Origin of the sequence: Pseudomonas sp. P7779 (assembly GCF_013386315.1) — a bacterium.
Lineage (GTDB): Bacteria > Pseudomonadota > Gammaproteobacteria > Pseudomonadales > Pseudomonadaceae > Aquipseudomonas.
In genome coordinates this window covers 1-10,975 of the sequence record NZ_JACARZ010000132.1, presented here as the reverse complement: position 1 = coordinate 10,975, position 10,975 = coordinate 1, and the positions used below count along the sequence as shown (strand labels likewise).

12 protein-coding genes and 1 riboswitch are annotated in these 10,975 nt (G+C 62.7%); of the genes, 9 read left to right on the top strand and 3 right to left on the bottom strand.

Annotation, left to right across the window (positions count from 1 at the left end; all coding sequences use genetic code 11):
- Nucleotides 1-64: 64 nt before the first annotated feature.
- Genes HX869_RS29145 through HX869_RS29135 form a run of 3 tightly spaced genes read right to left on the bottom strand, consistent with a single transcriptional unit; the run spans nucleotide 65 to nucleotide 2,246 of the window.
- On the bottom strand, nucleotides 65-991 hold the full coding sequence (locus HX869_RS29145; protein WP_008431412.1) for a DUF4880 domain-containing protein: 927 nt from the start codon (nucleotides 989-991) through the stop codon (nucleotides 65-67).
- A 38-nt stretch (nucleotides 992-1,029) separates the two neighbouring features.
- Nucleotides 1,030-1,575, bottom strand: coding sequence for an RNA polymerase sigma factor (locus HX869_RS29140; RefSeq protein ID WP_102605758.1), 546 nt, complete (start codon nucleotides 1,573-1,575; stop codon nucleotides 1,030-1,032).
- The gene (locus HX869_RS29135) at nucleotides 1,572-2,246 is read right to left on the bottom strand and encodes a secretin and TonB N-terminal domain-containing protein (RefSeq protein ID WP_087694899.1); all 675 of its coding nucleotides are present in this window, start codon (nucleotides 2,244-2,246) and stop codon (nucleotides 1,572-1,574) included. Before HX869_RS29135 ends, HX869_RS29140 begins: the two co-directional genes overlap by 4 nt.
- A 162-nt stretch (nucleotides 2,247-2,408) precedes the next feature.
- On the opposite strand from HX869_RS29135, the gene HX869_RS29130 reads away from it, so the two are divergent.
- The 9 genes from HX869_RS29130 (at nucleotide 2,409) to mntP (ending at nucleotide 10,750) form a co-directional block, all read left to right on the top strand.
- Entirely contained in the window at nucleotides 2,409-2,720 is a 312-nt protein-coding gene (locus HX869_RS29130; protein WP_177123651.1) for a hypothetical protein, read from the top strand.
- Nucleotides 2,721-2,856: 136 nt separating this feature from the next.
- Nucleotides 2,857-3,711, top strand: coding sequence for a MurR/RpiR family transcriptional regulator (locus HX869_RS29125; protein WP_032898755.1), 855 nt, complete (start codon nucleotides 2,857-2,859; stop codon nucleotides 3,709-3,711).
- Between the two features lie 21 nt (nucleotides 3,712-3,732).
- On the top strand, nucleotides 3,733-4,275 hold the full coding sequence (gene ddpX / locus HX869_RS29120; protein ID WP_177029386.1) for a D-alanyl-D-alanine dipeptidase: 543 nt from the start codon (nucleotides 3,733-3,735) through the stop codon (nucleotides 4,273-4,275).
- A 118-nt stretch (nucleotides 4,276-4,393) separates the two neighbouring features.
- The gene (locus tag HX869_RS29115; RefSeq protein ID WP_008431417.1) at nucleotides 4,394-5,944 is read left to right on the top strand and encodes an ABC transporter substrate-binding protein; all 1,551 of its coding nucleotides are present in this window, start codon (nucleotides 4,394-4,396) and stop codon (nucleotides 5,942-5,944) included.
- Between the two features lie 167 nt (nucleotides 5,945-6,111).
- A complete protein-coding gene (locus tag HX869_RS29110) occupies nucleotides 6,112-7,128 on the top strand; it encodes an ABC transporter permease (RefSeq protein WP_008431420.1) in 1,017 nt (338 codons plus the stop codon).
- A 19-nt stretch (nucleotides 7,129-7,147) separates the two neighbouring features.
- A complete protein-coding gene (gene ddpC, locus HX869_RS29105) occupies nucleotides 7,148-8,029 on the top strand; it encodes a D,D-dipeptide ABC transporter permease (RefSeq protein ID WP_032868129.1) in 882 nt (293 codons plus the stop codon).
- Nucleotides 8,026-9,021 (top strand): ABC transporter ATP-binding protein, encoded by a 996-nt coding sequence (locus tag HX869_RS29100; RefSeq protein ID WP_032898749.1) that lies wholly within the window; start codon nucleotides 8,026-8,028, stop codon nucleotides 9,019-9,021. Before ddpC ends, HX869_RS29100 begins: the two co-directional genes overlap by 4 nt.
- Entirely contained in the window at nucleotides 9,018-9,968 is a 951-nt protein-coding gene (locus HX869_RS29095; RefSeq protein WP_003220120.1) for an oligopeptide/dipeptide ABC transporter ATP-binding protein, read from the top strand. The genes HX869_RS29100 and HX869_RS29095 overlap by 4 nt, the downstream gene beginning before the upstream one ends.
- Nucleotides 9,969-10,009: 41 nt before the next feature.
- A riboswitch (yybP-ykoY riboswitch) is annotated at nucleotides 10,010-10,176 on the top strand.
- Nucleotides 10,177-10,186: 10 nt separating this feature from the next.
- Nucleotides 10,187-10,750, top strand: coding sequence for a manganese efflux pump MntP (gene mntP, locus HX869_RS29090; protein WP_177020851.1), 564 nt, complete (start codon nucleotides 10,187-10,189; stop codon nucleotides 10,748-10,750).
- Nucleotides 10,751-10,975: the final 225 nt, after the last annotated feature.

Here is a 10,975-nt window from a genome sequence, read left to right as displayed (position 1 = left end):
GGGAGGCCGCTGTGCTTTTGATTTTGAAGCAGCCGTTACCTAACTAACGGATATGCACACCGATCTAACTCAACAAAACAACACCGCCAGGCAACTCCGTACACTTGGCCCCATACGCATCGCGAATCAAAAGCGCCACCCCCGCCAACTGATGCAGACTAAACCGCGCCTGCACCCGCCGCTTGCCCAACTGCGCATTCATCAGCAGCAACATCCCCGGCCGATAGCGATTGATCTCATCCACCACCGTCGCCAGCGTCGCATTGTCAAACACCAGCACCTGCTCCCGCCAAGCCACCACAGCCTGCACGTCCACCGCCACCGGCTCACCCACACCGCTGGCGTCATAAGTCAGCTGCCGCCCACCCTCAAGCCGAACCGTACGCCCCCCAACACCCACCAACAGCGCCCCATCAATACACGTCACACACACACTGTGATCCGTATTGCGCACATTGAACCGTGCCCGAGCCGCACTCAACCACCCTCCACCCGCCTGAACCTGAAGCGGCATCGCAGCATCGGCCAGCACCTCGACCTCCCCCTCCAACAACTCAATCCCACCCTCACGCCGGCTGATCCGCGTCTGCGTATTGAGCTCCAGCCGAACCCCATCACCCAACTCCACCCGCCGCTGCTCCCCGACCTCGGTGCGGTAATCCGCCGTCAACCCGGCAAACCCACCCGGCACCGTCACCCGCACCATCAACACCGCCGCCGACGCCGCAATCGCCCCGCCCAAAAACGCCCGCCGCCCAAAATGCCGCGGCCGAGAAAACTGCTCGGCGGCGGGAGCCAATTGCTGCCACAACACCTTGGCCTGCTCGAACGCCCGGGCATGCTCCGGGCTCTGGGCGCACCACTGGCGCAACGCCTTGGCATCGGCAACGGTGGCCCGGCCCGACGTCAGCAGCACCAGCCAGTCACGCGCTTCATCGTGCAGGGGGCTGTCGGGCGCAGCACGGGCAGCGGAAAGGTTAAAAATGTTCAAGCGCGCAGGTACTCAACGGATTATCAGGGACTCAATCACTAAGACGGTTTTCCGGCCCCGGGACCGAACCGCTGGATCACTTTTCTTTCAAGGCGCTGCGCACAGTGGCCCAGCCCCGCCTTGATTTCCTTTTCGACCATGCGCGTGGAAATCCCGAAACGCCTGGAGATCTCCAGGTGTGGCGCCTCTTCCAGACGTGCAGCGATAAGGATCTGGCGCCGCCGCGCCGGCAGTTCGTAGAGGGCCTTGAGCAAGGACTGGATTTCCCGCTGGCCACCCACCACCCGCGACGGGTCCTGGGCTTCATCGACGGTTTGCAGCAGCTCTTCGACTTCGCTGCCGGTCAACAGTCGCGCATCCGCCTGGCGTCGGTCAGCGGCGATGTTCAGCGCCATTCGATACAGGTAGGCATTGGGTTGCGCCAAGTTCGGCGGTACGTCCATGCGGTCGACCCGCAGGTAGGTCTCGTGCAGCACGTCGTTGGCCAGGTCCTCGGACCCGAGGCGCTTGCGCAGGCGTACCTTGAAGTCCTCGTAGGACGCCAGGAACAGGCTGACCATCATGCTGTGGCCGGTATCTTTCATGCCCCGGAAACTCCTTCCCCTGCTGTGCATTCCATGCGTGTTCCTGTTGAATCGGGCATCAAAAGTAAGGTCACCGGCAAGCGCAGCGAACTGGGCGCAGGGCGTTCGACCCGGGTGGCGCCCAGGCCGCGTACCAGCGCTTCGTCACGCTGCAGGTCACCGGTGGAGCTGACCAGCCGGCTGTGTTCGATCACCCCGTCACCGTTGACCCACACCTGCACCAGCGCCCGGAAACTGCCGGGGCGGGTCAGCGGCGAACGGCACAAACTGCGTTCGATCGCCTGCTGCAAGGCCGCGGCATAGCTGTTGTTGATCCGTGCTGCATGCCCTGCCTTCAGCCCCCGCGTCGTGGCCGGCTGGCTGACCTCGGGGACTTGCAGGGTGAACGCATCGCTGCGGGCATAACGCGCCATCAGGCCACTCCCTGTCAGCAGCAGGCCCAGGGCTTGCTGCGCACTGTAGCGGCCATGCACGCCGATGGAGCGCCGGCCCCGGGTCAACTCGCGGTCCACCAGCACCGCCATGCCGGTGGCATGGCTGAACGCCTGCAGGGCGCTATCCAGGTTCTGCGCGGGCAGGTCCAGGGTCACTTCGGCGCGCACGGTCTGCGCCAGCCCCAACAGCAGAGCCAGGCAGCAGCCCGCGCGCCTCCAAGCCCCCCTGCTCAGCATCGCAACACGTCCGACATAGCCTACAAAACCGTCATCCTGAGGCCAGTTTATGAACCTGATGTTACGGTGCCAGCAAAAAAAACATCACGGTGACGGGCAGTCCGCTGCACTACACTTTTGAGCCATACCGGCCCATTTCCCAGGGCTCGCCAGGAGGCACCGATGAACCTGTTCCCGACCCTCGCCAGCCTGTTGCTGTGTGCTGCCCTGCCGCTGATGGCCCACGCCGAAGGAACGCCCAATGGCTGCACCGAGGTCAACGTGGATGGCTACAAGGCACCGGACTATGGCTGCCTGAGCCAGCAGATGAGCAACAATCCGGACGCCGCCAAGGCCACGCAAAAGAACCAGCAGGCGCAACAGGTGCCCATCGACAAACGCAAGCCGAACCAGATCGGGCTCTCTACACCCGCAGCGACCAGTGTGCGCATGGGCAATACGTTCGGTACTTCGGTGAAACCCCAGCGGCCTTGATCGCCGCTTGTCCCCCCCTGCCCGCCCAGTGCAAAAAAAGCCATTGTGTTATCGCGATTGCCGATGTTATGTTTCTAACAGACATCAAAATCATGAAACATGAGTAACATCAATGACCGGCCTGCGCGAAAACGTCATGGATAAAAACAGCTTCCAGCGCACGCTGGAACAGCAGTTCCCGACGCTGACGCCCACCGGCAAGCGCATCGCGACCTACCTGCTGGGCAACCTGCAACAGCTGCCGTTCGAAACCGCCGACAGCATCGCCCAGCAAGCCGGCACCACAGGGATTTCAGTGGGGCGTTTCTTGCGAACCCTGGGTTATCGCAACCTCGATGACGTCAAGCAAGGCCTGCGCGGCGACCCGCAAGCCTCCTGGCTGATCACCGACCGCCTGGGTGCGTTTCGCCAGGAGAACGATCAGGAAGACGCCCTCGACCGTTCCCTCAACCGCGAGATCGAAGCCATCCAGCATGTGTACGGCCTGGCCCGCAGCCAGGGTTTCGCCGACATCGTGCAGCACATCGTGGATGCAGACGCCGTGTTCATCCTCGGTATCCAGTCCACCCGGGGCATCCTCAATGCGTTCCACAGTCACCTGGAATACATTCGCCCCAAGGTCTATTACGTCGATGGCCTGTCGGGGATCTACGCCGAGACCCTGAACTCCGGCTTTGAAAAACCCTACGCCATTACAGCGGACTTCCGCGCCTATTCCAGCATCACGCCCACGTTCTGCGAGACCGCGAACGCCCAGGGGCTACCCTTGGCGCTGATCACTGACTTGCAATGCCCCTGGGCCCGGGACTACGACCTGGACCTGCTGCAATTGAAAACCGATGTCGGCCAGTTCTGGGACTCCATGGCGCCCCTGACGTGCCTGTTCAACCTGATGGTGTCTGCCGTCGCTGACCGCTACGGCGAGCGACTGGATGCACGCCTGGCAAAAAACCGCGCCCTGCAACAGGCCTTCGGCCAGTTCGAATCCTGACCCTGGAAAGGAAATCTTTGAGTGAAAACCAGCCCATTGGTAGAAATCGCCCCACCGGAATACCCGGTACAGGTCGACCTGATCTACGCCAGTGCCGACAACCTGGCAGGCACCGTGATCTACCGCAATGCCCGCTGCCTGCTGCACGCCGAAGCGGCGGCCTGCCTGCGCAAGGCGAGCCTGTTGGCACGCCAGGCCGGCATGACGTTGCTGATCTACGACGCCTATCGGCCGGCCTACGCCCAGCAACTGTTGTGGCAGGCCCTGCCCAACCCGGACTACGTGCGCGACCCACGCCTGGGCTCGCACCACACCCGCGGCGTGGCCGTCGACCTGACACTGATTGATGAACACGGCACCCCCCTGGACATGGGCACGGCGTTTGATGCCATGGAGCCCAAGTCCCACCAGTTCTACCCCGACCTGCCGCCGCAGGTGCAGCGCAACCGCCTGCTGTTGCTGGGCATCATGCTTGGCGCCGGCTTCAAGGCGATTGCCACCGAGTGGTGGCATTACGAATTGCCGGATGCCGAACTTTTCCCACTAATTGAGGAGTCATACTGATCCCAAGGACCGTACCATCACAATAATTAGCAGCACCCTTTAGCTCCAACTGCCCGGTTATAGATTTCATAAAAATAAACCAACCCGCTTTTTCCTCTAAATAATCAAGGAAACCGGCATGACCCCAAGCAACCGCAAGACCCTCGCACTCTCCCTGCTGTGCGCCGCCCTGAGCCTGGGCGCGTGGCAATCGGCAAGTGCCGCCGCCCCCAAAGACACCCTGATGATCGGCAAGGCCGCCGACCCGCAAACCCTCGACCCGGCCGTGACCATCGACAACAATGATTGGGCGGTGACGTACCCGGCGTACCAGAAGCTGGTGGCCTACAAAGTCGAAAACGGCAAGGGCAGCACCGAGGTCAAGGGCGACCTGGCCGACAGCTGGACCACCTCGGCCGACGGTCTGGTGTGGGACTTCAAACTCAAGCCCGGCAACAAGTTCGATGACGGCGCCGAGGTCGACGCCAATGCGGTGAAGTTCTCCTTCGACCGCGTGATGCAGCTCAAGCAAGGCCCGTCGGGTGCGTTCCCGGATGACATGAAAGTCACCGTGGTCGACCCGCTCACCGTGCGGTTCACCCTGGCCAAGCCCTACGCGCCCTTCCTTTACACCCTCGCCCATAACGGCGCCGGCATCATCAACCCGGACGTGGTGAAACAGGGCGACGTCAACGCCTACCTCTCCACCCACACCGCCGGCTCCGGCGCCTTTCGCCTGAGCAACTGGCAGAAAGGCCAGAGCCTGACCCTGGAACCCAACACCTACTACGCCGGCACCAAGCCCGCGCTGAACAAGGTGGTGATCAAGATCATCAGCGAAGCCTCGGTACGCCGCCTGCAACTGGAACGCGGTGACCTGGACATCGCCGAAGACATGCCCCAGGACCAGCTCACCAACCTGGCCAAAAAGAAAGACGTGGTGATCAAGGAATTCCCGTCGCTGCGGGTGACCTACCTGTACCTGAACAACCAGAAAGCCCCGCTGAACAACCAGAATGCGCGCCAGGCGATCGTTGATGCAGTGGACTACAAAGGCATTGTCGACGGCATCCTCAAGGGCCAGGCCAAGTTGATGAACGGGCCGATTCCTGCCGGCATGTGGGCCAATGACCCGAGCCTGCCCTTGATGAAACAGGACCTGGACAGCGCGGGCGCGAACCTGAAGAAACTCCCGGAAAAAATCACCAACCTGAATTACATGTACTCCGACAAGGACCCGGACTGGGAATCCATCGGCCTGACCCTGCAAGCCAGCCTGGCGCCGCTGGGGATCAACCTGAAGATGGAAAAACTGGCCAACGCCACCATGCGCGAGCGCCTGGGCAAGGGTGACTTCGACGTGTCCATCGGCTCGTGGGCGCCGGACTTCTCCGATCCCTACATGTACATGAACTTCTGGTTCGACTCCTCCCTGCAAGGCCTGCCGGGCAACCGTTCGTTCTACAGCAACCCGGTGGTGGACAAGCTGATTCGTGATGCGGCGGCCAACAACGACACGGCCAAGCGCACCGAGCTGTACCAGGAAGCCCAGAAGATCGTGCTCAAGGACAGCGTGTACGCCTACCTCTATCAGAAGAACTACACCCTGCCGATGCGTGATTCGGTGAAGGGTTATGTGTTCCATCCGATGCTGGAGCAGGTGTTCAACGTGGCTGAGATCAGTAAGTAACACGCGATCAAATGTGGGAGCGGGCTTGCTCGCGAAAGCGGTGTATCAGTTACCCGATGTATGACTGACCCATCGTATTCGCGAGCAAGCCCGCTCCCACACTGGACCTGCTGTGTTTTCCAGGCTGTATTCCTGATCCAAATGTCTCGCGTTACCGAGGAGCCCTCATGGCCTTCCTGAATATGTTGCGCAAACGCCTGTTCGGCCTGATTTTGGTCGTCGTCGGCGTTTCGCTGATTACCTTTTGCATCTCCCACCTGATCCCGGGTGACCCGGCGCGCCTGATTGCCGGCGACCGGGCCAGCGACGCCATTGTCGAGAACATCCGCCATCAACTGGGCCTCGACCTGCCGCTGTACCAGCAATACGGCCGCTACATGAGCGACCTGCTGCACGGCGACCTCGGCACCTCGATCCGCACCAGCCGCCCGGTGCTGGAAGACCTGAAAGCGTTCTTCCCCGCGACCCTCGAACTGGCGGTCGCCGCCCTGCTGCTCTCGGTACTGGTGGGCGTACCGCTGGGGGTGCTGTCAGCCGTGTATCACAACCGCGCCATCGACCAGATCGCCCGAACGCTGGCGGTCACGGGCATTTCCACGCCGGCCTTCTGGCTCGGCCTGGGCCTGATCGTGTTGTTCTACGGCCAGCTCGGCTGGCTGCCCGGCAGCGGGCGGCTGGATGAAGGCCTCGAACCACCGCGCACCATCACCGGGTTCTACCTGATCGACTCGCTGCTGGCCGGCGATATCCCACTGTTCCTGAATGCCCTGGAACACCTGATCCTGCCCGCCGTCACCCTGGGTTTCGTCAACCTCGGCGTAGTCGCCCGGCAGATTCGTTCGGCGATGCTCGACCAGTTGGGCGAGGACTACATCCGTACCGCCCGCGCGTACGGCCTGTCGCGCTGGGCGGTGATCCTGCGCCACGCCCTGCCCAACGCGCTGATCCCGTCGATCACCGTGCTCGGCCTGACCCTCGGCGACCTGCTGTACGGCGCGGTGCTGACCGAAACCGTGTTCGCCTGGCCGGGCATGGGTGCCTATGTGGTGAAGTCGATCCAGTCCCTGGATTTCCCGGCGGTGATGGGCTTCGCGATCCTGGTGTCGTTTATTTATGTACTGCTGAACATGCTGATCGACCTGCTCTACCGGGTGGTCGACCCGCGCATCGGCGAGGTGAATTGAGATGACCGCTCCCCTGACCATGCCCGTACCGGTGCCCCTGGAACAGCGCCCCACCTGGCGTGCGCGAATGGAGTACCTGGGCTATCAAATACGCCGCAGCCCGCTGACCATCGCCGGCCTGACCATCACCTTGATCGTGCTGATCTGCATGGCCTTCGCCCCCTGGTTGGCGAGCCATGACCCCAATGCCCTGAACCTGGCGCAACGCCTGGCCGAGCCCTCCGCCGAACATTGGTTCGGCACCGATGAAGTCGGCCGCGACCTGTTCAGCCGGGTGCTGTACGGCAGCCGCCAGTCGGTGGGCGTGGGCCTGTTCGTGGCGTTTTCGTCCTGCCTGGTGGGCGGGCTGCTGGGCTGCCTGTCGGGGATCATCGGCGGGCGTTTCGACAGCCTGATCATGCGCCTGATGGACATCATGCTGTCGGTGCCGTCCCTGGTGCTGATCATGGCCCTGGCCGCCGCACTGGGCCCGAGCCTGTTCAATGCGATGCTGGCAATCACCGTGGTGCGCATCCCGTTCTACGTGCGCCTGGCCCGGGGCCAGGCCCTGAGCATTCGGCAAATGGGCTACGTCAAGGCATCCCAAACCTTCGGCGCCGGGCGCTGGCACATCGTGTCGTGGCACGTGGGCCGCAATGCGATGCCGCCGTTGCTGGTGCAACTGAGCCTGGACATCGGCAGCGCGATCCTGATGGCCTCGGCCCTGGGTTTCATCGGCCTGGGTGCACAGCAGCCCACCGCCGAATGGGGCGCGATGGTTGCCACCGGGCGCAATTTCATTCTCGACAACTGGTGGTACTCGACCTTTCCGGGGCTGGCGATCCTGGTCACCGCGACCGGCTTCAACCTGCTGGGTGACGGTGTTCGTGACCTGCTCGACCCACGGCAACAGGGGAAATGACCATGTCCAGTCCGGCAGTGCTTGCCATCGACAACCTGAGCCTGGAATTCCCGGCTTACCGCAACAACGTCCAGGCACTCAACGGCGTGTCGTTGCACGTCAACCCCGGCGAAGTCGTCGGCGTAGTGGGTGAATCCGGCTCCGGCAAATCCGTGACCGCGATGCTCAGCCTGCGCCTGCTGCCGGAGCGCAGTTACCGGATCACCGCCGGCAGCTTGCAGATGCTCGGCCGCGACATGCTCGGTGCCAGCGAGAAGGAGTTGCTGCAGATCCGCGGGCGTGACGCGGCGATGATCTTCCAGGAGCCGATGACCGCGCTGAACCCGACCCGGCGCATTGGCCGGCAGATGCTCGATGTGATCATCCACCACCAGCGCCTGAGCAAGGCCGCCGCCCGTGCCAAGGCCATCGCCCTGCTGCGGGACATGCACATCGCCGACCCCGAACAGGTGCTCGACAGCTACCCCTTCGAACTCTCCGGCGGCATGCGCCAGCGGGTGATGATCGCCCTGGCATTTTCCTGCGACCCTCAGTTGCTGATCGCCGATGAACCCACCACTGCCCTCGACGTCACCGTGCAACGCCAGGTGCTGTTGCTGCTGCGGGAAAAAGCCCGGGAACGCGGCACCGCGATCCTGCTGATCACCCACGACATGGCTGTGGTCTCGCAGTTCTGCGACCGGGTGTATGTGATGTACACCGGCGCCGTGGTGGAAGAAGGCCCCACCGCCCAGGTGATGAGCGACCCGCGCCATCCCTACACCCAAGGGCTACTCAGCGGCTTACCGGAACAGGTGAAACCCGGCGACGACCTGCTGACCATCCCCGGCCAGGTGCCCAACCTTGCCGCCCTGCCCTCAGGCTGCACCTTTCGCGAACGCTGCCCCCAGGCCATGAGCCAATGCATCGAGCGCCCGCGCCTGGACCTGATCAACCCTGCCGGCACCCGCAAAAGTGCGTGCTGGCTGACTGCCGGGGAGTCGGTGCAATGACCGTGTCTCAAGATTCACTGCTGGCTTTGCGGGATGTACGGGTCAAGTTCCCGGTAAAAACCGACTGGCTGGGCCGCCCGCGCGGTTATGCCCACGCCCTCAACGGCATCGACTTGCAGGTGCGCCGTGGGGAAACCCTGGGGATTGTCGGCGAGTCCGGCTGTGGTAAAAGCACCCTCGCCCAATTGCTGATGGGCCTGGTCAAGCCCAGTGACGGTGAAGTGGACTGGGTCTACGAAAGTGCCCGGGAACGCCACCGGCATGTGCAGATCGTATTCCAGGACCCGCAATCGTCCCTCGACCCGCGCCTGCCCATCTGGAAAATCATCACGGAGCCGCTGTTCGCCCTAGGCGACACGCCCAAGAGTGAAATGCGCACCATCGCCGCCAAGGTCGCCGCGCAGGTAGGCATTCGTGCCGAATACCTGGACCGTTACCCGCACCAGTTTTCCGGTGGCCAGCGCCAACGCATCGCCATCGCCCGCGCGCTGGCGTCCAACCCGAGCATCCTGGTGCTGGACGAGCCGACCTCGGCCCTGGATATCTCGGTGCAGGCGCAAATCCTCAACCTGCTGGCCGAGCTGCAACGGCGGCTGGGGCTGACCTACATCCTGATCTCCCACAACGTTTCGGTGGTGCGGCACATGGCCGACCGGGTGGCGGTGATGTACCTGGGGCAGATCGTGGAACTGGGGTGTGCCGAGCAAGTGCTGGAGCAGCCGAAGCATCCGTATACCCAGCTGTTGCTGGAGGCGGTGCCCAAGCTGGGGGTGGCGCTGGACGATGCGTATGTCAGTGCACCGACAGAGCTGCCGGGGAACCGGGTGTTGCCGGGTGGGTGTTTCTTTCTCGACCGCTGCCCGAGGCGTACACAAGGCTGTGAGCGGCCGCAGCGGTTGACGGGTGGGATGAGTCAGCAGGTGCGCTGTCACCTGGAACATCCGTGAGGCGTCCTTAACAAAATTTTCATGATTGCGCGGCTATGATCCGCCACCTCGTTGGGGAGTAGCCTGCTTCGGATTCTCGAAGCGTTCGTATCAACATTCTCGGCAACATGCCGTGGTGCGAACACCATTTTGGTTGGTGAGACCAGCGACACATCCATGCCTGAAGTCGGGCGTGTGGTTGTGTCGTTGACTCATACAGCCCGACTGGAAGCCTTACCGTGAACCCCATTTCCCTGATTCTTCTCGCCCTTGCCATGTCCACGGACGCCTTTGCGGCGGCCATTGGCAAAGGTTCCAGCCTGCACAAACCACGCCTGACCGAAGCCCTGCGGGCCGGGCTGATCTTTGGTGTGATTGAAGCGATCACGCCGATCATCGGCTGGGCTATCGGCCAGGCCGCCACTCGCTGGGTGCAAAACTGGGACCACTGGATCGCCTTTACCCTGCTGGTAGCCCTGGGCCTGCACATGATCTACAACGGCTTGAAGGCCGATGATCCAGAGGAAGAGAAACCGAGCCAGCACTCGTTCATGATTCTTGCCGTGACCGCGTTTGCCACCAGCATTGATGCCCTGGCGGTGGGCGTGGGCCTGGCGTTTGTCGACGTGAATATCCTGGTGGCCGCTGCGGCGATCGGCTTGGCGACGATGACCATGGTAACCATCGGCATGATGCTTGGCCGGGTGTTGGGGACTGTGGTCGGCAAGCGCGCCGAGATGGTTGGCGGCGTGGTGTTGATGCTGGTGGGTGCGACGATTTTGTATGAGCACCTGTCGGCCTAGAAACCGGCGAAGATCAAAATGTGGGAGCGGGCTTGGGTGGGAGCGGGCTTGCTCGCGAAAGCGGTGGTTCAGCCAGCCTATTGAGCGACTGACACACTTCGCGAGCCAGCCCGCTCCCACATTTGCAACGCATTCCAAATGTGGGAGCGGGCTTGCTCGCGAACGCGGTCTACTAGGCGCGTCAGAACATCGGCAGTGCCGAAGCAACCGCCACCAGCACCAACC

Coding starts and splice junctions, on each gene's coding strand:
- HX869_RS29100 (WP_032898749.1), top strand. CDS start 8,026: ATGACCATGTCCAGTCCGGCAGTGCTTGCCATCGACAACCTGAGCCTG.
- HX869_RS29125 (WP_032898755.1), top strand. CDS start 2,857: ATGGATAAAAACAGCTTCCAGCGCACGCTGGAACAGCAGTTCCCGACG.
- HX869_RS29140 (WP_102605758.1), bottom strand. CDS start 1,575: ATGAAAGATACCGGCCACAGCATGATGGTCAGCCTGTTCCTGGCGTCC.
- HX869_RS29135 (WP_087694899.1), bottom strand. CDS start 2,246: ATGCTGAGCAGGGGGGCTTGGAGGCGCGCGGGCTGCTGCCTGGCTCTG.
- HX869_RS29115 (WP_008431417.1), top strand. CDS start 4,394: ATGACCCCAAGCAACCGCAAGACCCTCGCACTCTCCCTGCTGTGCGCC.
- HX869_RS29110 (WP_008431420.1), top strand. CDS start 6,112: ATGGCCTTCCTGAATATGTTGCGCAAACGCCTGTTCGGCCTGATTTTG.
- HX869_RS29130 (WP_177123651.1), top strand. CDS start 2,409: ATGAACCTGTTCCCGACCCTCGCCAGCCTGTTGCTGTGTGCTGCCCTG.
- HX869_RS29095 (WP_003220120.1), top strand. CDS start 9,018: ATGACCGTGTCTCAAGATTCACTGCTGGCTTTGCGGGATGTACGGGTC.
- ddpC (WP_032868129.1), top strand. CDS start 7,148: ATGCCCGTACCGGTGCCCCTGGAACAGCGCCCCACCTGGCGTGCGCGA.